This is a genomic window from Microcystis sp. 49638_E5 (assembly GCF_021300285.1).
GTDB classification, from domain to species: Bacteria; Cyanobacteriota; Cyanobacteriia; order Cyanobacteriales; family Microcystaceae; genus Microcystis; species Microcystis aeruginosa_C.
In genome coordinates, this window is record NZ_JAJTDH010000014.1 from 67,587 (window position 1) to 90,463 (window position 22,877).

Genomic DNA, 22,877 nt, shown 5'->3' on the forward strand with positions numbered 1-22,877 from the left:
AAGTTTTCTCTTTCACTTGTACCTTTTTTACTTAACTACCATGCTTGAATCCCCGCATCCTTCCCTACAAACTGTCAAAAAAGTGGACATAATTGTTAGTCATGCTTTTCTGGAAGAAACCTTAAGCGTTCTTGATGTTGTCGGAGTTTCCGGTTATACCGTCTTTGGCAATACTTCGGGAAAAGGCGATCGAGGTTTATCCTGTGATGACTTGGATTGTGATTACAGTGGTAACTACATTATGACCGTTTGTAATAGTGACGAACAACTCGGTCGTCTAATCGATAAAATTCAGCCTTTTTTAAAAAAAGCCGGCGGAATTTTTGTGGTGACTACGGCCCAATGGCTAAGTCATTAGACCTCTTGTAAAAATCAAAAATTGTTCCGGTTGATTAGGAGTCAGTAGTCAGGAGAAAGATAAGTAGCTGGTTATAATTAAATTAAAAATGGATTTTAGGTTCGATCCCCCCTGCCCCCCTTGATAAGGGGGGTGCCGATAGGCGGGGGGATCTCCCCTGCCCCCCTTGATAAGGGGGGTGCCGATAGGCGGGGGGATCCCCCCTGCCCCCCTTGATAAGGGGGGTGTCTGATAATTTTTAACGCCTACCTACTTATTTTCTGGTTTAGAATTTATCTGTATCTGGTCTGGGACCAACAGCGCCGGCGGGATTAACAAAAAGATTACCACCGGCTTCATTTTGGAAGATACAATCGATTTTCGGTTTGCCTTCCAAGGGGCCGGTATAACCAAAAGTATTCATCCGGTTTTTACAACTTTGTACCTGCTGTCCATCGACTAATTTTTGTTGTTCTAAAATTGACCAGTTATTGCGTCGCAAAACGCAACCGGGTTGCATAACCGGTTGGGTAACAAAAACATTAAAGGGGTTAAGGGTGACATAAACCCGCAAATCGGTGACAATGGCACTGGCCCCAAATTGCACGCATAATTCCGCATTGGGGGCGCTGCGATCGATTACTTCCCGGGAAGCGACGTTTTCGGGGCTAAAATTGGCAGTAGAACTGAATACCAGACCGAGACCCACTCCTAGTACAAAAATACCACCAATCAAGGCGATCATGGCATAGTTTAATTTTGCCAATAGGCCTCCGGGGGACGAAGCGCGGGAGTCATCGCCATAGGAGCGTTCATAATCACGATCACGCGATCGAGGAGGAGTATAACGAGGTCTTCTATTCATCGAAATTTCTGTTGTAGCTGCTATGGCGGTCAGTCGTTAGCTATTAGCTTATCACTGTTCTATCCTAGCAACCCGGGGGATAACCGACAGGATAGGTCTGGTATAGGGCTATATCGTTTTTTTTGGGTTAGTATGCTATGGTGGATCACTAAACAGAGTAAGTCAGCCTAATCCAAGTTTCTATGCTAGATATTAGCTAGACAAATTCGGAGCGGAGGAACCACATTTGGGGCGTATTTCTAGATTTTTTAGCCTAGAAAAGGATATCTCTCTATCCTAGCCCGTCAGCTAACTTCGTCGGCGTGGGGGGGAAGACTGAAACATCACTACATTCCTAGTAATGTCTTGATCGGTTCAGTTATGTCGCTGGTACTACTTGATAGTCATAACTTACAGGAGACATTGTTTATGGAGATTCTCATGTCAGATTACCGATCACAACAATTTTAAGATTTTCCGTAGATAACCATATTTTCTATGAGTTTGCTGTACATTTTTCGGGCAAACTTTTAGTCCTATTGAGAAACCAAGAGTAAAAACAGGATCAAAAATGCTGGAATCTTTACCAATGTGGATTGCTGCGATGACTTTTATTGCAGTCATTGTTGTTATTATGTTCGAGTGGCTTCATATTACCGTAGCGGCTTTACTGGGGGCTTTAATCTTAGTTTTTACCCATATCATGACTCTCCAGGAAGCGGTGGGTTATATCAGTCGCAGTTATGCCACTCTTGCCCTATTTTTTGGGGTAATGGTGTTAGTGAGAGCCTTTGAACCAACGAAAATTTTTGATTATTTAGCAGCACAAATGGTGCTTTTAGCAAAGGGACAGGGCAAATTATTACTAATAGGAATTGTCGCCATTACTACCCCAATCTGTGCGGTGTTACCCAACGCTACCACGGTGATGTTATTAGCCCCGCTAATTCCTCCCTTAGCTCAAGATATAGGCGTGGATTTTGTGCCGCTCTTAATCCTGATGGTTTTCGTGGCCAACAGTTCCGGGTTATTAACGATTGTTGGTGATCCCGCTACTTATATCGTCGGTGATTCTATTAATATCACCTTCATGGAATACCTACAGCGTTTGAGTTTAGGTGGTGCCTTGGCAGTGATTACCATTCTGGTTATGTTACCTTGGTTATTTCCCACGATCTGGCGGACAAAATTCGAGCATTTAGAAGACTTACCCCATCCGAAAATTAATCATCCTCGCGTCTTAGCGGTGGGGGGAATTATCGTCTTTTTGGTCTTATTTTTATTCGTCGTCGGTGAATCTTTTCCTGTACCCCTTGCTCCGGCGGCTGTTGCTTTGATGGGGGCAGCTTTAGCCCTACTTTTAGCCCAGCAATCGAAAATCGATACGGTGCATAATATTCTCCGAGATGTGGACTGGAGTACCCTATTATTTTTTATGTCAATTTTTGTCCTAATTGGCGGCTTAGAAAAAACTGGCGTAGTTAATAGTTTATCGGGACTTCTGGCGATAATTTTAGGCCAAAATATCTTTTTAGGTTCTCTAGTTTTGCTGTTTTTTGTCGGACTTGTTTCCAGTGTCGTTCCGAATATTCCCCTAGTGGTGGCCATGGTTCCACTACTGAAACAGTACCTGGTTAATGTTAATTTAGTCGGGACGGAGGTTCTTTCTCCCGATTATGCCGGTTCTTTTCCCCCGTCCGTTTTACCGCTTTTCTATGCGATGATGTATGGAGCCACCCTAGGGGGTAATGGTACTTTAGTGGGGGCTTCTTCTAATATTGTCGCCGCTGGCATCGCCGAACAACACGGGGGCAAAATTAGCTTTCATACCTTTCTACGCTACGGTTTACCAGTGATGTTTACTCAGTTAGTCGTCTCGGCAATGTATATGTTAATTTTCTTTGTCTAGTCTATCTCTGGGGGTATTAATGTTAAGTTCGCCTAAGATTGACAAGAACGTTAACATCGATTAACATTCTCCTATCGTGCTAGATAATCTGGATTGAGCGGCGATCGTGAACAAAAAAATCTCTGTTTTAGCACCAGATTTATCCGGTGGTGGTGGCACGCGAGTCTATTTGATTGCTCAAGTCTTGCAACAGCTAAACTGTCAGGTGACGATCTATGGCCCGATTTTTGGCTGGGAAATCTATCCAACCCCACCGCAGAATTTACCTGTGGTATCGGTCAAAGGCAATAATTATCCCCAGTTTTTTGGCCAGATCAAAACTTTACTCGATCGCCTCTCCGGAGAGATTATTTATGCGGTTAAACCCCGTCCCACCAGTTTCGGCATCGGTTTACTGAAACGTTTTTTTTCCCCACGTCCCCTAATTCTTGATATTGACGATTGGGAAATGAGTTGGTTTGGTGGCGATCGATGGTCCTATCGTCCTCATCCTCGACAATTAGCTAGGGATATCCTCAAAAAAAATGGTGCGCTTAGGGACCCGAATCACCCTCTCTATCTGCGTTGGCTGGAAAATTTAATTAACCGCGCCGATGCGGTGACGGTTAATAATCAATTTTTGCAAAAGCGTTATGGGGGGATTTATTTACCGAATGGCAAGGATACGCAACTTTTCGATCCCAATCTCTACGATCCCGTTGCTTGTCGTCAAAAATACGGTTTATCTGCCTATAAAGTCTTAATGTTCCCTGGTACAGCTAGACCCCACAAAGGTTTAGAAGATGTCTTAATCGCTTTAGATCAAATTGGTGATCCTGATTTTAAATTGGTGGTGGTGGGAGGTCGCCAAATCGGGGATGGTTATCTGGATAGTTTGCTAGAAAAAGGTCAACCTTGGTTAATTCATTTACCTGCTCAACCGCTCGAGCGAATGCCGGAAGTTGTGGCCGCTGCTCATGCTATTATCGTTCCCCAGAGGGATGAAGCCACGGCTAACGCCCAATTTCCAATTAAACTCACCGATGGTATGGCGATGGCTAAACCGATTATTTCCACTAAAGTGGCAGATATTCCCGAAATTTTAGCTGATATTGGCTATTTAGTCGAACCTCGATCGCCAGAGCAACTAGCTGTCATGATTAGCGAAGTTTTTAAAGATCTCGACTCGGCTAATGCACGAGGACTAAAAGCGAGAGAGCGCTGTATCGCCTCCTACAGTACCACCGCCATGGCGACAACTCTCTCTGGCATAATTACTTCTCTGGAAGGGAAATATTAGAGTCTAGCGAGTAGGATAATTGACCGTTGACTATTTACTTTATTACTTATAGCGATGAATCCTAAGCAAATTCTCCTTAAATATACGCTGAAACACTGGATATTAGTGGTTTCCAGTATTGTTATCGGCTTTGCCAGTACCATATTTAATGGGGTAGGAGCTATTTTAGTTATCCCCTTACTAATTTCTTTTATTAATCCCGAAAATGATATCTTAAAAACTGCCCCCCAAATTATCAAAAAGCTGCTCTCAGTTTTCGAGTTTTTCTCGGTCGATACTCGTTTTTTCTGGATGTTTGCGGCGATATTATTGATTTTAATTCTCAAGCACATTACCAATTTTGTCAGTAATTTTTTAGGAACTTACTTGTCTTTGATTATGGCAAAAGATATGCGAATTGATTCAGTTATTCTGCTGCTAGAAGTGGATATAGATTATTATGTAAAAAGTAAAATAGGAGATATTTTTAATCGTTTCATGTCGGAGATTAATCGGGCTGTAGCATCAATTAGAAATTACATAAACCTGATTAAGATTATCGCCACAGCTTTCATGTACTTGGCTATTTTATTATCAATTTCTTGGCAATTAACTATTCTTTCTAGTGTTTTGGGAGGCCTTTTAGGTCTGCTTAATCAATACTTTGTCAAGAGAGCAAAAAAGTTTGGAGAGATTATCACCGTAACGGCTAAACAGCAAACTAATAAACTGTTGGAACTATTAACGGGAATTCGTCTAATTAAAGCGGTAGGCAATGAAAGATACGAATTAGAATCTATTGTGGAAGATATAGAAGCCCGGGAGAAAGCGGGTTTAGATGCCCAGACTAATAATGCTGTAATCGCTCCGCTCAATGAGATCGGTGGGGTAATTATTATTGCTTTAATTATCATTGCTGGTCGTTATCTTTTTAATGAACAACTGCAAGCTTTAGCGACGATTTTATTGACCTATCTCTATGTACTTTTCCGGGCCCTGCCGATAGTTGGTCAGATTAACAGTGCTAGGAGTAGTCTATTGGGTGATGTTTCCGCAGTAGAGGTGGTAGCGGATTTTCTCATTCGAGATAATAAACCATTTATGAGCAATGGCTCTATTCCCTATCAAAGATTAGAGACAGGTATTCATTTTGATAACGTCCAATTTTCCTATCCCGGTCATCAAGAATTAGTTCTCAAGGGCATCGATCTTTGGATTCCAAAAGGAAAAATGATCGCTCTTGTTGGTGCTTCGGGGGCGGGAAAATCGACAATTGCTGATTTATTACCACGCTTTTATGATCCTACAGCCGGGAGGATTCTTTTTGACGGTCAAGATTTACGCGATTATGAGGTCAAATCTCTGAGAAAAGCCATGGGAATAGTCAGTCAAGATACTTTTCTCTTTAATAATTCTCTCCGTTTTAATATTGCCTACGGATTAACCGATGTTAGTGATGCAGAAATTGTAGCAGCGACAAAAAGGGCGAATGCCTACGAGTTTATCTCCAAACTGCCGGAAGGACTGGATACGGAAATTGGCGATCGGGGAGTGAGACTTTCGGGAGGACAAAAACAAAGATTAGCGATCGCTCGTGCCTTACTGCGAGATCCGGATATTCTCATTCTTGATGAAGCTACCAGTGCTTTGGATACAATTTCTGAGCGTTTAGTACAGGAAGCGATCGATGAACTCTGTCGCGAGCGTACTACTCTTGTGATCGCTCACCGTCTTTCCACTGTTCAAAAAGCCTATCAAATTGTGGTGCTGGACAAAGGAAAAGTGGCAGAAATCGGCAATCACGAGGAATTATTAGCTCAAGGCGGTCATTATGCCCGTTTACACGCTCTGCAATTTAGTGATAGCAAAGAGGCCGACTCTAAGAATAGGGAAGATGAGCAAAAAAGAAAAGCTTATTTATCCTACGAAGCGAGAAGCAGTCTTAATAGTCTTTTAGGTTCTCTGCGTCTGGTATCTGAAGATTTAATCGATGATTCTCAGGAGAAACAGGAAATTTTAGAAGAATCCTGTAGTTCAGCTATGCGACTTCTCCACATTATCGAAGACTACGAGTATTCCTAGACTCGATAGAGCTGCTGCAAAAATCAAAAATTGTCGTAGTTAGTGAGGAGTCAGTCTCGATGAAAAAATTTTCACCACCAGAGATGAAAGAGGTGTCCTTCCCTACACCCTATACCCCACACCCTACACCCTCTTTCAAGACAGGAAATTTGCAGGAGAGGATATCTCTAGAAAAAAACTCTTAAGTTATACTAAAATATTTAGTACATATAGGCATCTTCCCAGACGGTGAAAAGGAATTATTTACCCTTGAAAACCACAGTTAAAGTCAGCACACAACCCCAATTACCCCTACATCTAGTTATCACCCATCCCCAGTATCGTTTTGTCGATTTATTTGCGGGAATCGGTGGGTTTAGAATCGCTTTGGAGAAATTGGGAGGACGTTGTTTAGGTTATTCAGAAATTGATAAACAGGCCATCCAAGTTTATCAACAGAATTTTATTAGCTATCTCAACAGCGATGAAATTGCTTTCGGAGATGTGAGTAAAATCAGCAATTTACCCGATAATCTCGATCTTATTGTCGGCGGCGTTCCCTGTCAACCTTGGTCGGTGGCGGGATGTTTACGGGGATTTGAAGATCCCCGGGGAAAACTCTGGTTTGATGTGATTAAATTAGTCCAGAAAAGTCAACCCAAAAGCTTTATTTTCGAGAATGTCAGTGGTTTAGCTAGTCCTCGCAATCGGGAGAATTTAGAGTTAATTATCGATGAATTAACTAGCTGTGGTTATCAAGTTTACTGGCAGTTATTAAATGCCTACGATTTTGGTTTACCCCAGAATCGCGAGAGAGTTTTTATCGTAGGAATTAGAAAAAATATAGATAACTATGAGCGGTTTAAATTTCCTTTACCTTTGGGTATCCATCCGAAGGTTTTGGATATTTTAGAAGACATCAAGAATATTCAACCAGTTAAGAAAGTCAAGTTATCTGCGGATACTTTATTTAATGGTTTTGTTCCCCCATCAAGAACTCGTTTCCAAAAAGAAGATGAATTAAATGACTTCTTTATTTTTTCTGATTTAAGAAATGGCCACACAACTATTCATTCTTGGGATATTATCAAAACTACGGAACGACAAAAAAGTATCTGTTTAGCTTTGCTGAAATTAAGACGCAGTAAAAAGTATGGCGAAAAAGATGGTCATCCCGTGGCTTTTTCTACTTTTTTGGAAATTATACCCGACCTAAAAATCGAGGAACTAAATCAGTTAGTTTCTCTCGGTATTTGTTGGCAAACGACCGCAGGTAAGTATGAATTTATTAACTCGAAAAATATGACGGGAATTAACGGCATTTATCGGATTATTTTACCGACGGCCGATATTATTCCTACCCTAACCGCTACGGGTGCTAAAGATTATATTGCTACTATTTCAATTACCGCTACTCATCCCCAAGAATACAAACAATTGTTTTTAAAGAAAATCTATAAACCCAAAAAGTTTCGAGAAATTACTCCCCAAGATGCGCGTAAATTACAAGGATTCCCCGATAATTTTATCTATCATCCACAGTCAGCTATCGCTAAAAAACAATTCGGAAATTCTGTTCCTATCACTGTAGTGGAAGCAGTGGCTAGAAATTTACTAGAAATAATTCGTCCCGATTATTAGACTGCGGGATACTGACTCATATTAAAATATTTAAAGGCTTAAAAATCAAATCTTCTTTGGGAATGGGTTGATGATCAGCTATCAAACTTTCGAGGTACAATTCCATAGCTTCTGTAATATTGACAATCGTTTCTTCAAAAGTGTCTCCTTGAGAATGACAACCTTTAAGCGCAGGACAAAAAGCGTGATAACCACCGTCTGACTCTTTTTCTAGAATAACGGTGTAGTTATAAATTTGTTTGGTATTATCACTCATAACACTATCAGTTGTGGATTTTAAACTATCCTAGTTACACTTAAGAAATGCTGGATAAAACACAAAAATTTTACCTGTCAACCCCTCCACCCCAATTATGTCAAAATTATTTGACCAATAGTTGACATTCGATACATTGTTTAACAATATTTACAATACTTTGTAATTTTGTTGACAAATATAAATTTTCCCAACAAATCTTATAGGATTGATCTTGAAGCCCTCAGCTTAATTGAAAAATAAAGAACTAAAAGTGGATGTTCTGATATCTGAAAAATTCTCTAGGTGCTGAACGCTAATAGCTAGTAAAAATCTAACTACTTTAAATTGAAAAAATGATCATGTTTAAACGATACGAAGCTGATGAGCAAGTTATATTTCATGGTGATTCTTTGCCGATTTTATCCAGTGAGATTGATTCTAATTCTGTAGATCTAATTTTTCTCGATCCTCCCTATAATATAGGTAAGCACTTTGCCGATTTTTACGACAAATGGGAATCGGAAAATGATTATATAAATTGGGCAAATCAAATTCTTGATCATTGCCTTCGCATCTTGAAACCCCAGGGAACATTATATGTTATGGCCAGCACTCAAGCAATGCCTTACTTTGATCTTTACTTAAGACAAAAAATGACGATTCTTAGTCGTATTATCTGGCATTATGATAGTTCAGGAGTACAAGCAACAAAATACTTTGGTTCGATGTATGAACCAATACTTCACTGTGTGAAAGATAAAAATAATTACACTTTTAATTCAAAGGATATTAAGATAGAAGCAAAAACTGGAGCAAAACGAAAACTAATTGATTATAGAAAAGCGATTCCGAGTCAATACAATACAGAGAAAGTACCAGGCAATGTCTGGTATTTCCCTAGGGTAAGATATCGCATGGATGAATACGAAAATCATCCCTCACAAAAACCTGAATCATTGCTAGAAAGAATTATTTTGGCCAGCACTGACAAGAGTGGAATTGTGCTTGATCCCTTTGCAGGAACTTTTACAGCTGCAGCTGTAGCTAAACGTTTGGGAAGAATTTCTATTAGTATAGAATTACAAGAGGAGTATTTAAAAATTGGTCTTCGACGGATTCTCGGATGGCAAGAATACAAGGGAGAAAAGTTACTCCCTCCTCAAAAAAGCTATAGTAGAAAAAGCGAAAATAAACAAGAATATAACTTTGTACAGGAGAGTCTTTTCGATGTCGATAGTAAAGCATGAATTCACCAATATAATTATTAAAATTATCGATAATTACTTTCCCAATCAGGGAAATAGCATTTTAAATGCTAGTGAGTTATTGCAATATTTGAACATTAAAACTAGAGCCGCTAATCGAGGTTCTAAATCCCGAGCAGGATTGGCTAATCATTATGCCATTTATGTTTTAGTGGAAGACTATATTAATAATGAGTTTCATCTTAAGGATGGATACGACGAGTATCAAGGCGCTCAGTATATGACACTTTTTCGCAGGCAAAGGGAGCTTCCTTTTGGCAATAAATTACAAAATCATGCTCTCAATCATCGATTAAATCAGGAATTTAAAAAGTATTTTCCTACTTTATCTTATCTACCTATAATTAGAGATGTTAAAACCAATAGATACTGGATTAATGAGAATCTAATTAAGGTTTCTCTAGACGGTAATCAAGTTAATATTGCGCCAGTGATTATAGATATAATTGATGCCTATGTGCAAACAAGACAAAAAGCATTTAATCAATTTATCAGCTATTGTCAACAGATGATTGATATTCAACAGCAAGATCCCCAGAGAGCCATTGAATTTATTCGGAGTTTACTCAGACCAAACATTGATGCTAGAGTTTTTGAGATTGTCAGTTATGCAATTCTTAAAGAGTATTATGGGGAACAGAAAATATATTGGGGATGGTCGCCTGATCGCTTAAACTCTGAATACTTACTTTTATATAAAACTGGTCGAACAAATGCCAATGACGGGGGGATAGATTTTGTCATGAAACCCCTAGGTCGATTTTTTCAAGTTACGGAAACGATAGCTGCTGATAAATATTTTTTAGATATTGATAAAGTGCAAAAATATCCCATTACTTTTGTGGTTAAAACTGAGCAGACTTGCGAGGAAATTTTAGAAAAAGTTGCGGAGCAAGCTAAGATAAGATACAAGATCAGGGCAATTGTCGAAAGATATCTAGAATCTGTAGAGGAAGTGATCAATATTCCCGAATTAATCAACCGTTGTGAGCGGGTTTTAGCTCAAGGTAAAGGAGGAGCGGTAATTGCAGAAATGGTTTTACAGAGCCGGATTGAGTTTAACCTAGAATCAGAGCCATAAAGATATCTAACTCCCCACTTAAACTAGAATAGAAAGATAGGAAAGCGATCGAACTTAGAATGACGACCGAAATTGAAAAAGAACTAGAAACCAGCGAAGCTGTCTTGGAAAAACGGCGAAATTTTGCCATTATCTCCCACCCTGACGCGGGAAAGACCACCCTGACCGAAAAACTGTTACTATACGGGGGTGCAATCCATCAAGCGGGTGCAGTCAAAGCAAGACGCGACCAACGCAAGGCCACCTCCGACTGGATGGAAATGGAAAAACAACGGGGAATTTCGATTACTTCCACGGTTTTACAGTTCGATTATCGTGATTTTCAGATTAATCTCCTCGATACTCCCGGCCACCAAGATTTTAGCGAAGATACCTATCGTACCCTAGCCGCTGCCGATAATGCAGTGATGTTAATCGACGCGGCCAAAGGTTTGGAACCCCAAACGAGAAAACTCTTTGAAGTGTGCAAACTGCGGCAGTTGCCTATCTTTACCTTTGTTAACAAAATGGATCGGCCTGGCCGCGAACCGCTGGATTTATTGGACGAAATCGAGCGAGAATTAGGATTACAAACCTATCCCGTCAATTGGCCGATCGGAATTGGCGATCGCTTTCGGGGAGTTTTCGATCGGGCCACCCAGACCATACACCTGTTTGAACGTCGCTCCCACGGCTCTCAGGAGGCGCAGGAAACCGTGATCGAGCTTGGCGACCCCAAAATTGAGGATCATCTCGAAAAAGACCTGTATTACCAGTTAAAAGAGGATATAGAACTACTCTCGGAATTGGGTGCGGAATTGGATTTGCCAGCAGTCCACGCAGGAGAAATGACCCCGATCTTTTTTGGTAGCGCCATGACCAATTTTGGGGTGAAATTATTCCTAGAATCCTTCCTCGACTATGGATTGCCACCCAGAGGACGCAATTCCTCCCTCGGTGTCCTTGATCCCACCTATCCCGATTTCACCGGTTTTGTCTTCAAACTGCAAGCAAACATGGATCCCAAACATCGGGACCGGGTAGCCTTTGTGCGGGTATGTACGGGGAAATTCGAGAAGGATATGGTAGTAAACCACGCTAGAACAGGTAAAACTATCCGTTTATCCCGTCCTCAGAAACTTTTTGCCCAAGATCGAGCAGTTATTGAAGAAGCTTATCCCGGAGATGTGATCGGATTGAATAACCCCGGGGTCTTTGCGATCGGTGATACGATTTATATGGGTAAAAAGCTCGAATACGAAGGGATTCCCTGTTTTTCCCCGGAATTATTCGCCTATCTCAGAAATCCTAACCCTTCCAAGTTCAAACAGTTTCAAAAAGGAGTCTCGGAATTACAGGAAGAAGGGGCCGTACAGATATTATCCTCGATCGATGAATTTAAACGCGACCCGATTTTAGCCGCCGTCGGTCAATTACAGTTTGAAGTGGTGCAATTCCGTCTTTTAAGCGAGTACGGAGTCGAAACTACCCTCGAACCCCTAGCCTATAGTTTAGCCCGTTGGGTCGCCGGGGGTTGGGCCGCTTTAGAAAAAGCAGGTAAACTCTTTAATACTCTAACTGTCAAAGATTACTGGGGTCGTCCCGTCTTATTATTCAAAAATGAGTGGAATTTACAGCAAGTCAAAGAAGATCATCCCTCTTTGCAATTAAACTCGATCGCACCGGTAGGATCGGGAGTAGAACCGCAATCCTAACCATTAATCCCCCAAGACAATTGCCGAACTGGTCAGGACAAGATAGCGACCCCCAGACAACTACTCTAAAGTAGAAGTGGTCAGAAAGTCTCGATCTTTCCTAACACTTCGGATGTCTCAAAGCACTATCGTTGACGATTCCCTCACCATTAGAAAAATTCCTGCTGTCAATTCCCGAATTAATCCCTGTTTAATTCGCTTTTGTTATTTTCTGGGAAATTATCTAGTTTTACCAGCTTTTTTCAGCAAAATAACGGTTACGGGCCAGGAAAATATTCCCCTAACGGGAGGTGTCATCTTGGCACCTACCCATCGTTCCCGTTGGGATGCGCTGATTTTACCCTACGCAGTGGGACGTTTAGTTACTAGACGCGATTTGCGCTTTATGGTTTCCGCTAACGAGATGAAAGGGGTGCAAGGTTGGTTTATCCGACGTTTGGGGGGTTTTCCCGTCAACACCGATCACCCCGGTATGGGTAGTCTGGTCCATAGCGTCGAACTTTTGGCCGCGGGGGAAATGGTGGCGATTTTTCCGGAAGGGGGTATCTGTCGCGATCGAGTGGTTCATCCTCTTAAACCGGGGGTAGCGCGGATCGCATTGGAAGTTAAGACTATCAAACCCGATGCCGATATCAAGATTTTGCCGGTAAGCATTAGTTATAATCAGCCTTACCCCGGATGGGGAAGCGAAGCGACAGTAAATATCGGTCAAGGGATTAATGTGCTTGATTATCAACAAAATTCGCTAAAACGGGAAACTGTCCGCTTAACCAAAACCTTGAGCGATCGCTTAAAACTTCTCCACGAGGATCAATCCCCTTAATCAGCTGTTGACTATCTACCCCATGAGTGGGATTTCGGGGACGGATTAAAATGATTGTTTTAACTATTTTTCAGCAAAAAAGTGGCTTTTCTGGTTTAAATAAATAATATCTTGGTTTTTGCTGCTTCTGGCTCCTGAATACTGCCTCGGAAACCCCTCAGATCGGTGAAGATGTCCGATTGTTGCAGGGGGTCTAATGATAGAATGGGCATCAGCGAAAGTAGTTTGTGAGCGAAGTGATCCGATGCAGTTCCAAATCCAGCCAGACAGTGAAATACCCGCCTCTAAGCAATTATTTGACCAAATTCGCTTCGCTATTGCCTCTCGTCAGTATCCACCGGGCCATCGTTTACCTAGTACCCGTCAACTAGCTATGATCACGGGATTACACCGTAATACGATAAGTAAAATTTATCAACAACTGGAAGACGATGGGTTAGTGGAATCCATAGCAGGTTCGGGGATTTATGTCAAGGCTCGCGGGCATGAAAACGATAATTTATCGGGTTCACCCCTATTGGAACAAAATCCAGAAATAGGCCGACTAATTCGCCAGAGTTTGGCTGGTTTTCTCGCTCAAGGTTTAACTTTAGAGCAAATTCGCGAGTTATTACTGGCGGAAATTGATTGGCGATCGCAGTGTAGTTCTCAAGTTCTTGTCACCATTCCCCGTCACGATTTGGGTGCAGGGGAGCTAATGTTGAGAGAATTAGAGCAATCCCTCAAAATTCCCGTCCAATTAGTGGCAATGGAGGATTTAGCCCAAGTTTTAGCCAATACTAAATCTGCCACTGTTGTCACCAGTCGCTATTTTATCAGTGTAGCGGAGGAAATTGCCGCTCCTTTTCAATTACGAGTCATTCCCATCGATATCTATGATTACAGCAAGGAATTGGCATTAATCAAAAAATTACCCACCGATAGCCGCTTGGGGATTGTCAGTATTAGCACCGGTATTATTAAGGTGGCCGAAGTTTTAATTCATAGTTTACGGGGCGATGATTTATTAGTTATGTCTGCCCAAATTCATGAAACGGATAAGTTAAAAGTTTTAGCTCGAACTTCCCAGACAATTATCAGTGATCAAGCGAGTTATACTTTAATTAAAAATATGATTAATGAAGTGCGATCGGATTTAATTCGTCTGCCAGAAATTATCTGTAGTGATAATTATATTGGGGATAAATCAATTCAATTGCTCAGACGAGAATTAGGATTAGGTGGTTAAGTGATAGACCCGTGTTGTCAATAGGGTCTATCTTATGAGAGTGGGAAACACCATAATAGTATTTATAGACCAAGTTAGTCAGTTTTCGAGCAAGTTGCTTAATTTATATTCAACACAAATAGAACTGCCGATTTCTTCTATCACTAAATAGGGAACTTTAAGAGAATTAACTCGCATTCCAATTCTATACCTAGCATCAGGATAATAATTAGGAACTTCAATTACTTGTTCTTTCATATACCGTCTTCCTTGAGAGCCTTTCATCCACCAAATTTGTACGGGAAAAATCTGCTGATTGGCAATTAAATGACTTTCTTCAAAGATTGGTTCATCTAATCGTCTTAGAGGAGTTTCAGAATGAATTAAGGTAAGTGGTATTTTTTTTGCTATTGTTTTTATATCAATCAATCCTTCAGTTACAAATTCATCAATAAAAACACCTAGACTATAACCAAAGTTATCAGATCTATTGTTTATGTCAATGTTATTTTTATTTGAAATTAAAGAATTTCTCTCAATAATCTCAGCGAATGATTCCTCAGAACTTAATGATCTTTTAGTTCCACAACGGGAACAAAAATTATCTTCTAAACTTAAAGACTTTCCACAGTTTTGACAAGTGATTGTCGTAGGAATTGTCTCAAATGTTGGATTGTTATAACCCAATCTTTTAATTTGTTTAAAACGATTTTGATTCGGTGTCAAAGAATTAGATGATATCATTGGACTTATCTTATTATTGACATCTTTTTTCATATCTAATTGATTCAATCTAAAATCTGATGATTGATTGAAACCTTTCTGCTCATTTTGTAATTCTTCAATCCCTTCTATTAACAAATCCTCACTAATCTCCAAATCTCTTTCTATTATTTCTGCTGTTTCCTTATCAAGGGTTCGGAATAAAGTTAAAGCTTTCTGTAGGTATTCAAGAGCTAGTGTATAATTCTCTTGTTCATCATACACAGAATACACATACGCAATTCTAACTAAAGCAACCATTCTCAAGCAGTTATTGTCAATTTTCTCACCAATTTCTAGAGATTGTTGCAAATAAGAAATTGCATTGCTGATATTTCTCTCATCATATTCAAGTTTGGCTAAACTAGATAGTGCCTAAAATATTTCAATTTGTGTTTCTATATTTTCTGTGTTTTCAGAAAGTTCTTTTGCCTTTTCAATACATTTCGTAACTAAATTCTTTTCACCAGCTTTGAGATAAATATTGCCAGTCGTCAATAAAATATTTAATTTTAAGTCATTATCTAATTTTAAGTTATTGTCTTCAATATATTCATATATGTTAAGAATTTGTTCTGCATAAAATATTGCTTTGTTTAAAGTCTCATCGTTAAGTTCAAGCTCTCCTAAAGCAGATAAGACTTGAAGTTGTGATTCTATATCCATTATTTCTTCAAACATAGCTAATGCTTGCTCTAGACAGTTCACAGCACTATTAATTTCTTCTTTTTCTATATATATAAATCCAATAAATATTAAAAATTTATGTTTATAGATATTAAAGACATTTCTTCCCTTAGCTCCCATTGACTCACACAAAGCTAACCCTTTTTGAAAAATAATTAGCGCATCATTCCACTTTTCCTTTTGTGCTTTAATTAATCCAAATAGGTATAATCCTTGAATTTGTAATATTGTATTGCCTGTTAGTTTTGCTAATTTCAATGCTTCTAGCAAGGTATTTTCTGCCATTGCATATTGTTCTTGAGCTATATAAATCGAGGATAACATCACCAAAAGGAAAGGTTGAATAAGATTATTACCTTCTTTTTGGGCTAAGTCTAGAGCTTGCTGTAAAAAAGTCAGTCCTTGTTCCATATTGCCTTGACTGACAGCGACGATTCCCGATGCAAATAAAAATTGAAGTTTATTAACATTTTCTCCGATTTTTTGAACCAGATTAATCGCTTCCTGATAAACACTTGTAGATTCTTTTACCTGTTCTAACAGTAAATGTAAACCACCAACAAATAATAAAGTAGAAGCCAGTTCTTGTAATTTCCCTAAACTTCTAAATTGATCAATCGCTTGTTGATAGCAAGAAAAAGCTTCATCTATTAATCCCTGTCCTGTTTTAACGATTGCCCAATAATTAAATATTTGAGCAATTCCCATATCATTTTCTAATCTTTGATGAATATCTAGTGCTTGTTGGATATAGCTTTCTGCTTTTTCAAAATCTTGTTCTGTACCTTTCAACACAGCTAAAGCACCTAAGGCTTCTGCTTTGCCTTTTGTGTTGCTCATTTTTTCAACTTCTTGACATAAATAATTTGTCGCAGATAGATTTCCTTCCATGCTGAGTAACGAAGCCAAAAAAGCAATAATTAAAGCCTTTTTTTCTTCATCCTCACGGGGGCAGAGTTTAAACGCTTCCTGTATATAAGTTTTGGCAGTTTTCATCCCCCCTAGAAACTGTTCTGCATAAGCGAGATTGTATAAGATACGATAATCTTGAGATAAAGTTAACACCTCTTGGCAAAGGGTTTTAATCTCTGTATGACGTCCTTTAAGAAGCCATTGATTGGTTAAAGTAACAGCTACTTCAACCGCTATTTCTATGTCCTTGGCTAAACGCGCTAATCGATAAATTTCCTTTTGTTCTGGTTCTGTTAAGATATCACTTGACGGCCACCAACTTTGATAAAGCGCACGGGCTGCGGTCTGATAAATCCCTTCATTATCGGCAGGAAAATCGAGAAAAGTTTCTAAAATACGGGGAACTCTCAGGTAATCTTTCTCTGGCGTTACTTCTAATAATCCTAAATCCGAAGCACGGCGAATATGTTTACCCGCGTTCGGAATAACTTGGCAAACCCTCGCAAAAGCAGGACGAGGAACAGGAAGACGAAAAACCAATGCTAAAGATAATAATCTCCTTAAATCCTGAGATTGTTGTTCGAGAAGTAACTTAGCGAGAATATTTTCCCGAAATTCCCTTACTTTATCTTCAATTTGTTGCTGAAGACGTTGGCGTAATTCGTCAGGTTGTTCTAAAGTTTGTGCAGTGATTTTCTGGCGAAATTGTCCCGTTTTATCAGCTATTTCTTGAAAAAGCGGTTGATGGTTCACCAATCTAGAAATTAAGACCTTTCCTAACCACTCCAATAAACGAGGATTTCCATCAGCTAAATTAATCGCTTGTTGCTGTAAATCAACTGAAATATCAGATTTATTATTAAAAGCATCTAAACGGTCGAGTTTTTTGCGTAAATCTTCCCCTTCAAAGGCGGTCAACTGTTCCCTTTTCAGCAGATTATTTAATCTCTCATCGGCTAAGGTAAAGTTATAGCGACAAGTAATAATCACTCGATGATTCAGCCCATTTGTTCTAATAACTCCCAATAAGGGAATTAAGGTTCTCACTGCGTCCGACTTAAGGATATATTCGCCATTCGCATTGGGTTCTAAATTGACTTCAAAATCATCTAAAACAAATATAAAAGACTGTCCTGGTGATTCTAAACCAAATTTAAAAAAATTGGTCAATTTTTTACCAAAAGGCAAATCCCCCTTCAAAATATCTAAACCCGCATTACTGGCGATATCTTGTAACGAGCGAATAAGTTTATCGGGATCAATCTGGCGATGGTTAAAAACAATATCATAGTATTTCTCACGCTCTTCAGGCTGATGGTGGCTAAAAATCCCATAAGCTGTTAAACGCTCTAGTAATCGTTGCGCTAACGTCGTTTTTCCCACACCGCCCATGCCATGAATTAAGATCCCTGGCGGATTGCGTAAATATTTCAGACAACGTTGCAGCGAACGCCGTCGTCCCACAAAGTTTTCCCTTGTTACCACTCTGGGACTATTGGGATGATTGGGATCAAGAAATAAGTCTTCAATTTTAAGGGTTTGAGTTGTTTGAAAGGTTAAACTGTCTTGAGTAACTACCATCTCATTTGGACAGTCCCCACGAATATATAAACGGAAAAAATGCCAATCAGGGATGCTATCTTCTCGCAGTTTCCGATAAGTGCTATGAATCGCTTGAGTCAGATCATATCCTGCCGCTAACTCAGAGTATAAGGTTGAGGCAGCTTTGGTAGCACTAATGTCTGCAACGGGATACCCCCAACCGATAACGGATCTAATTCCCTGGTTAATTAATTCCTGCGCCATTGAGGGAAATGTGCCTTCGTTACCATTTTGCGCTGTGCGACAGCCTGAAAGAAAAACTAATTGGGGAAAACGAGGATATAATGCCTTAGCAATCTCTTGAGCGGTGACATTACGCCGTGTACCGTCCGGATTTTCCGTTACAAAATAGGGAAAAGGGTGATTTTTGTCGGTTTGGTTTATGGAAGCATGACCCGTAAGATGAAAAATATCAAAATAATCTTGCTGATAGCGTCTCCACAGTTGATTTAACTCATCTAAACAGCCACTTTCCTCAACCTGTAAATAAAGGGGAATTTCCTGCGTTGTCTCTAAAATCTGCGCTTCTTCCCGCTCAAATTGTAAAATTGGCTCAATGGGGGGTTCAGGGGAGGTCGCCATAAAGAGAATCCGTAAAGCTCTATTTTGTGGCTCACGAGGTTTTACCTTACTTTTTGTCCAACGCAGAGGAACAACAGAAGGGGCAAGTCTGTCCACGAGAAAGTAAGAACCGTCATGAAGAACTTCCCAGGGTAAATGAGACAGTCTAATCCCTGTTTCATCTCCATTTCCCGTGTCAATGGCTAAAATTAAACCGTCTTCTTGACAGCTTTCCATGGCTCTTGTTAAATACCTCCCAGGACTGTCTAAAAAGATAAAGAGTTGTTGACCAATATTGACTAGGTCGGGAAAAGATGACACATAAAAATCACGCTCACTTTGGGCAATGAGGGATTGAATACTGGAAATATCAACGATTTGCGGCTCATAACTCCCTTCATTTACCTCAACGTGATGATAGCGTAGCTCTATGCGCTGTTTATCTATCGGTCTTAGCTCTATGTATAAGGATTGCATTTATTTTTGGGCAATATTCTCTAAAATTTGATTAATTTGCTCAATAGAAGCATTTTCTAGTAGTAATCGTTGACCATCGCAAACAATAAGCACTTTATCTATTGCCTTAGCTTTTTTTTCTTTGGTATATTCTTGATACCATTGACGAATCTGTTCAGCGATCGCTAGTGTTCCCCCGACTATCCCTATAATACTAGCAATTACTGCTATTGTCCCTTCTTTTTTGTTTGTTTCATCAGTTTTCCAGTTTCCTTGAATGCCCTTAATCGCTACTAACTCTGTAGCGGCTAACTTGGCATCTTGACCTTCGATAACAAATTGAATGACTGTCATTTTTACCTCTAACTCGATCTTGGCTTTACTTAGCCCGACATTTTAGTTAAGTTATTTTTAGCACAAAAATTCTGATAGTCAGTCTTCCGTAAAATTTTTTTAACTCGATGAATAAACGGCTCTTCGGTTTGTCTTATGCAACGGACAGGGTTATAAGGGATGAAACCCTTATAGAAACAGACATTACTGCGATTTTTGTCAATTGTTTGCGATCTGGAGCGAACTAATCAATTAAATCTCTTACCAGATCAGGATTTAGTCGATTTATGTCTCCATATAGAATCATACCAAGTAACGAAAAACCAAATAAACTATCATCTGTAACCCAGAAAACGGGTTTCTTCGAGAAACCCGTTTTCTAATGTCCCCTGTTCCCCCCTATAAAATTATGTCTATCTCTAGCTCAACCTCAAATGTCAATGAACCTCTCAATCCCCCATCCCCCAGAGGACTGATTTGATGATGACGAACTGGAAAACGATCCTGAGTTTCAGGCGTGGTTAGCGATTGCCGACGCAACGGAGGAGGACAGCATCAGACAAGCATCCTCTTCTGTTTGGGTTCCCTGGAACGCAGCGGCTCAAAAGCGAGCCAATAAACTGTCTCCGTCTCTGTCATCGCAGGTGTGATAAAAGTGAAATTAAGTCCGATAATATTATGAGTATCGGTCGTCCCTGCCATGGCGTAAACTTGTCCATCGATATATTCATGTTTAATGGGACTTTTTTCTTCAAACTGAAGATATTCTTCTGGGGTGAGATTATTATAGTTAGATAAAGCAATCATGGTTTTTAAGGAATTTGGGGAGTATCATTAACCGTTTCTAGGGTGACATCCTCGTATAAATCCCGAAGAGATGCCGTCAGATTAATACTCTGCAAACTAAAACTTTCTTGCTGATAGGTTTGCAGAATCCATAAACCCTGTTCACCCCGTCGAAAAGTTTCTACTCGTTGGTGTTTACTATTGACTAAGACATATTCCTCTAAACTTTCTAGAGTTTGATAATCATTAAATTTATCCCCCCTGTCAAAAGCTTCTGTAGAATCGGAGAGAACTTCAACAATCAATTTAGGAAACCTTTTGTAGGTAGCGGTTTCTCTATCTCTGTCATCGCAGGTGACAAGAATATCAGGATAGTAAAAGTGATTGCGTTTTTCTAATCTGACTTTCACATCGGCAAAATAAACTCGACAATCGGAACCCCGCAAATGATTACAAATAATTGTGTATATATTCCCCAAAACAATATTATGAGTATCCTTCGTCCCTGCCATGGCGTAAACTTGTCCATCGATATACTCGTGTTTAATGAGACTGGTTTCTTCAAACTGAAGATATTCTTCTGGAGTGAGATTATTATAGCTATATAAAGCAATCATGGGTTTAATCGTTGAAAAAGCAACAAACTTTACTGGGAACAAACAATAACAGTAGTCAACCCAGTTTACCCGGAGAGGTTAGCACTACTGATGAATGATAAAATTTATTAATCTTAATGATGTTTCCCCAGCTATCTGAGGAAACATTCACCCCCAACTCTCTCTATCAACCACAATTCGAGGTATCCAATAACTATCATGGCATTACTTAACCTTTTTCCTCCCTATCTGATTCTTTTAATTCTAGTCTTGGTTATTTTTCCCACCGTCTTAATTGCTCTCTATAAACATCTCCAAGAGTCAACCAAAAAAGTCAACCGCTTAAGTAATAATATTGATACAGTGACAGAGCAACTTACTCAAGTCAAGGAAAGCTTACAGTCTGATTTAAACCAATCAACTCAATCTCTAGCTTCTTTAACTCAAGACTTCCAGCGTTCCATGACAACTATGGTTGAGTTAGGAATAAAAATTACTGACTTGAATCAAAAATCTGAGACAATCCTAGAACAAAATCAGCAACGCTCAGTCACCGAACAAGAAAAGTTATCTAACATTCAGGGAGAATTAGTAAAATTAATCGAAACTGTGAAAACCTATCAAGACAGTTTTAACTCCGAGTCGAAACAATTAGGAAACCAACTTATCAATAGTCTCGATGAAAGACTCTCCCAAACCTCCGATAAAATCCTCACTGCTTCCAATGCGATTGAGCGCTCTAGTAATAATCTCGATGTGACTAATGCTAACTTGTCTCAGTTAATTGATACAGTGACAGAGCAACTTACTCAAGTCTCTGAGAAAATCCTAGAACAGAATCAGCAACGCTCAGTCACCGAACAAGAAAAGTTATCCAACATTCAGGGAGAATTAGTAAAATTAATCGAAACCGTGAAAACCTATCAAGACAGTTTTAACTCCGAGTCGAAACAATTAGGAAACCAACTTATCAATCGTCTCGATGAAAGACTCTCCCAAACCTCCGATAAAATCCTCACAGCTTCTCATGCAATTGAGCGCTCTAGTAATAATCTCGATGTGACTAATGCTAACTTGTCTCAGTTAATTGATACAGTGACAGAGCAACTTACTCAAGTCAAGGAAAGCTTACAGTCTGATTTAAACCTTTTAAGCAATAACTTAGGGATGGTAGTTGATGATAAATTAACTAAGAACTCAGAACAATTAAAAGCAGTTTCCCAATCTATTGAGAAAACAGCCAATCAATTTGGCAGCCTTAAATCAGATTTTTCTCAAGTAATTAACGCAGTGAACACCAACACCAGTCAATTAACTGCTAACTTAGAATCTTTGCGAGATAAGTTAGAGAAAGTTATCGCTAAGGAAAATAAATCGAATCAAAAAATGATTGAACACATCTATGGAGAAATTCACAAATGTTTAGCAGAACTGGAGAAAATTGGCGAAATGAGTTCTGAATTTTCTAACTTAAAGGATAAGATGAAAGAACTTAAAGAACTTTTTGAGACAATCCCTAATCCTACTCAAAAAGATGTTCAGGATGACATTGATAAGTTAAATAAGAAGTTGGAAGAACTTAAAAAACTTTTTGAGACAATCCCTAATCTTACTCAAAAAAATGTTCAGTCTGAATTTTCTAACTTAAAGGATAAGATGAAAGAACTTAAACAACTTTTTGAGACAATCCCTAATCCTCCTCAAAAAGATGTTCAGGATGACATTTATAAGTTAAATAAGAAGTTGGAAGAACTTAAAGAACTTTTTGAGACAATCCCTAATCCTCCTCAAAAAGATGTTCAGTCTGAATTTTCTAACTTAAAG

Annotated in this window: 17 protein-coding genes, 1 pseudogene and 1 riboswitch; of the genes and pseudogenes, 11 read left to right on the forward strand and 7 right to left on the reverse strand. The window is 39.4% G+C overall.

Annotated features, from left to right (window positions below; all coding sequences use genetic code 11):
* The first annotated feature begins 40 nt into the window (after window positions 1-40).
* The gene (locus tag LW728_RS06665; RefSeq protein WP_002801670.1) at window positions 41-358 is read left to right on the forward strand and encodes a P-II family nitrogen regulator; all 318 of its coding nucleotides are present in this window, start codon (window positions 41-43) and stop codon (window positions 356-358) included.
* A 265-nt stretch (window positions 359-623) separates the two neighbouring features.
* On the opposite strand, the gene LW728_RS06670 is transcribed toward LW728_RS06665, so the two are convergent.
* Window positions 624-1,202, reverse strand: coding sequence for a DUF3172 domain-containing protein (locus tag LW728_RS06670; protein ID WP_002801669.1), 579 nt, complete (start codon window positions 1,200-1,202; stop codon window positions 624-626).
* 188 nt (window positions 1,203-1,390) lie between these two features.
* A riboswitch (cyclic di-AMP (ydaO/yuaA leader) is annotated at window positions 1,391-1,520 on the forward strand.
* A gap of 232 nt (window positions 1,521-1,752) precedes the next feature.
* Between LW728_RS06670 and LW728_RS06675 the strand changes: the two genes are divergently transcribed.
* The 4 genes from LW728_RS06675 to LW728_RS06690 all read left to right on the forward strand — a co-directional run bounded on the left by LW728_RS06675 (window position 1,753) and on the right by LW728_RS06690 (window position 8,050).
* Window positions 1,753-3,090 carry an ArsB/NhaD family transporter gene (locus LW728_RS06675; protein WP_002801668.1) on the forward strand — a complete coding sequence of 446 codons (1,338 nt, stop codon included), beginning with the start codon at window positions 1,753-1,755 and terminating at the stop codon, window positions 3,088-3,090.
* Window positions 3,091-3,196: 106 nt separating this feature from the next.
* The gene (locus LW728_RS06680) at window positions 3,197-4,369 is read left to right on the forward strand and encodes a glycosyltransferase (RefSeq protein ID WP_287765851.1); all 1,173 of its coding nucleotides are present in this window, start codon (window positions 3,197-3,199) and stop codon (window positions 4,367-4,369) included.
* A gap of 54 nt (window positions 4,370-4,423) precedes the next feature.
* Window positions 4,424-6,430, forward strand: coding sequence for an ABC transporter ATP-binding protein (locus LW728_RS06685; protein WP_002801666.1), 2,007 nt, complete (start codon window positions 4,424-4,426; stop codon window positions 6,428-6,430).
* Between the two features lie 249 nt (window positions 6,431-6,679).
* Window positions 6,680-8,050 carry a DNA cytosine methyltransferase gene (locus tag LW728_RS06690; RefSeq protein WP_043997809.1) on the forward strand — a complete coding sequence of 457 codons (1,371 nt, stop codon included), beginning with the start codon at window positions 6,680-6,682 and terminating at the stop codon, window positions 8,048-8,050.
* Window positions 8,051-8,066: 16 nt separating this feature from the next.
* On the opposite strand, the gene LW728_RS06695 is transcribed toward LW728_RS06690, so the two are convergent.
* Window positions 8,067-8,306, reverse strand: a complete 240-nt coding sequence (locus LW728_RS06695) for a type II toxin-antitoxin system HicB family antitoxin (protein WP_002732327.1) — start codon at window positions 8,304-8,306, stop codon at window positions 8,067-8,069.
* Window positions 8,307-8,647: 341 nt separating this feature from the next.
* Between LW728_RS06695 and yhdJ the strand changes: the two genes are divergently transcribed.
* From yhdJ to LW728_RS06720, 5 genes are all read left to right on the forward strand, one after another.
* Window positions 8,648-9,535 (forward strand): adenine-specific DNA-methyltransferase, encoded by an 888-nt coding sequence (gene yhdJ / locus LW728_RS06700; RefSeq protein ID WP_287667256.1) that lies wholly within the window; start codon window positions 8,648-8,650, stop codon window positions 9,533-9,535.
* Window positions 9,516-10,634 (forward strand): restriction endonuclease, encoded by a 1,119-nt coding sequence (locus tag LW728_RS06705; RefSeq protein ID WP_287765853.1) that lies wholly within the window; start codon window positions 9,516-9,518, stop codon window positions 10,632-10,634. The genes yhdJ and LW728_RS06705 overlap by 20 nt, the downstream gene beginning before the upstream one ends.
* A 59-nt stretch (window positions 10,635-10,693) precedes the next feature.
* Entirely contained in the window at window positions 10,694-12,328 is a 1,635-nt protein-coding gene (gene prfC / locus LW728_RS06710) for a peptide chain release factor 3 (protein ID WP_130757878.1), read from the forward strand.
* 112 nt (window positions 12,329-12,440) lie between these two features.
* Window positions 12,441-13,151, forward strand: coding sequence for a lysophospholipid acyltransferase family protein (locus LW728_RS06715; protein ID WP_002801661.1), 711 nt, complete (start codon window positions 12,441-12,443; stop codon window positions 13,149-13,151).
* Between the two features lie 196 nt (window positions 13,152-13,347).
* On the forward strand, window positions 13,348-14,379 hold the full coding sequence (locus tag LW728_RS06720) for a GntR family transcriptional regulator (RefSeq protein ID WP_287667264.1): 1,032 nt from the start codon (window positions 13,348-13,350) through the stop codon (window positions 14,377-14,379).
* Between the two features lie 78 nt (window positions 14,380-14,457).
* Here LW728_RS06720 and LW728_RS06725 read toward each other — a convergent pair whose 3' ends face one another.
* The 5 genes from LW728_RS06725 to LW728_RS06745 all read right to left on the reverse strand — a co-directional run bounded on the left by LW728_RS06725 (window position 14,458) and on the right by LW728_RS06745 (window position 21,074).
* A complete protein-coding gene (locus LW728_RS06725) occupies window positions 14,458-15,381 on the reverse strand; it encodes a zinc ribbon domain-containing protein (protein WP_287765855.1) in 924 nt (307 codons plus the stop codon).
* Between the two features lie 114 nt (window positions 15,382-15,495).
* Window positions 15,496-19,359: a tetratricopeptide repeat protein gene (locus LW728_RS06730; RefSeq protein ID WP_287765858.1), complete on the reverse strand. Its 3,864-nt coding sequence runs from the start codon at window positions 19,357-19,359 to the stop codon at window positions 15,496-15,498.
* Complete coding sequence (locus tag LW728_RS06735) at window positions 19,360-19,692, reverse strand: hypothetical protein (RefSeq protein ID WP_271951307.1); 333 nt, start codon at window positions 19,690-19,692, stop codon at window positions 19,360-19,362.
* 534 nt (window positions 19,693-20,226) lie between these two features.
* The gene (locus tag LW728_RS23365) at window positions 20,227-20,478 is read right to left on the reverse strand and encodes a Uma2 family endonuclease (RefSeq protein ID WP_409773413.1); all 252 of its coding nucleotides are present in this window, start codon (window positions 20,476-20,478) and stop codon (window positions 20,227-20,229) included.
* Window positions 20,479-20,483: 5 nt separating this feature from the next.
* Window positions 20,484-21,074, reverse strand: coding sequence for a Uma2 family endonuclease (locus tag LW728_RS06745; RefSeq protein WP_287765865.1), 591 nt, complete (start codon window positions 21,072-21,074; stop codon window positions 20,484-20,486).
* A 381-nt stretch (window positions 21,075-21,455) separates the two neighbouring features.
* On the opposite strand from LW728_RS06745, the pseudogene LW728_RS06750 reads away from it, so the two are divergent.
* Window positions 21,456-22,706 (forward strand): annotated as a pseudogene (locus LW728_RS06750) (methyl-accepting chemotaxis protein); the annotation flags it as partial.
* Window positions 22,707-22,877: the final 171 nt, after the last annotated feature.

Excerpts from the sequence above, each read along its gene's own strand:
- LW728_RS06730 (WP_287765858.1), bottom strand. The coding sequence starts at position 19,359 with ATGCAATCCTTATACATAGAGCTAAGACCGATAGATAAACAGCGCATA.
- prfC (WP_130757878.1), top strand. The coding sequence starts at position 10,694 with ATGACGACCGAAATTGAAAAAGAACTAGAAACCAGCGAAGCTGTCTTG.
- LW728_RS06670 (WP_002801669.1), bottom strand. The coding sequence starts at position 1,202 with ATGAATAGAAGACCTCGTTATACTCCTCCTCGATCGCGTGATCGTGAT.
- LW728_RS06665 (WP_002801670.1), top strand. The coding sequence starts at position 41 with ATGCTTGAATCCCCGCATCCTTCCCTACAAACTGTCAAAAAAGTGGAC.
- LW728_RS06685 (WP_002801666.1), top strand. The coding sequence starts at position 4,424 with ATGAATCCTAAGCAAATTCTCCTTAAATATACGCTGAAACACTGGATA.
- LW728_RS06735 (WP_271951307.1), bottom strand. The coding sequence starts at position 19,692 with ATGACAGTCATTCAATTTGTTATCGAAGGTCAAGATGCCAAGTTAGCC.
- yhdJ (WP_287667256.1), top strand. The coding sequence starts at position 8,648 with ATGTTTAAACGATACGAAGCTGATGAGCAAGTTATATTTCATGGTGAT.
- LW728_RS06745 (WP_287765865.1), bottom strand. The coding sequence starts at position 21,074 with ATGATTGCTTTATATAGCTATAATAATCTCACTCCAGAAGAATATCTT.
- LW728_RS06720 (WP_287667264.1), top strand. The coding sequence starts at position 13,348 with ATGATAGAATGGGCATCAGCGAAAGTAGTTTGTGAGCGAAGTGATCCG.
- LW728_RS06695 (WP_002732327.1), bottom strand. The coding sequence starts at position 8,306 with ATGAGTGATAATACCAAACAAATTTATAACTACACCGTTATTCTAGAA.
- LW728_RS06715 (WP_002801661.1), top strand. The coding sequence starts at position 12,441 with ATGTCTCAAAGCACTATCGTTGACGATTCCCTCACCATTAGAAAAATT.
- LW728_RS06705 (WP_287765853.1), top strand. The coding sequence starts at position 9,516 with ATGTCGATAGTAAAGCATGAATTCACCAATATAATTATTAAAATTATC.
- LW728_RS06725 (WP_287765855.1), bottom strand. The coding sequence starts at position 15,381 with ATGGTTGCTTTAGTTAGAATTGCGTATGTGTATTCTGTGTATGATGAA.
- LW728_RS23365 (WP_409773413.1), bottom strand. The coding sequence starts at position 20,478 with ATGATTGCTTTATCTAACTATAATAATCTCACCCCAGAAGAATATCTT.
- LW728_RS06675 (WP_002801668.1), top strand. The coding sequence starts at position 1,753 with ATGCTGGAATCTTTACCAATGTGGATTGCTGCGATGACTTTTATTGCA.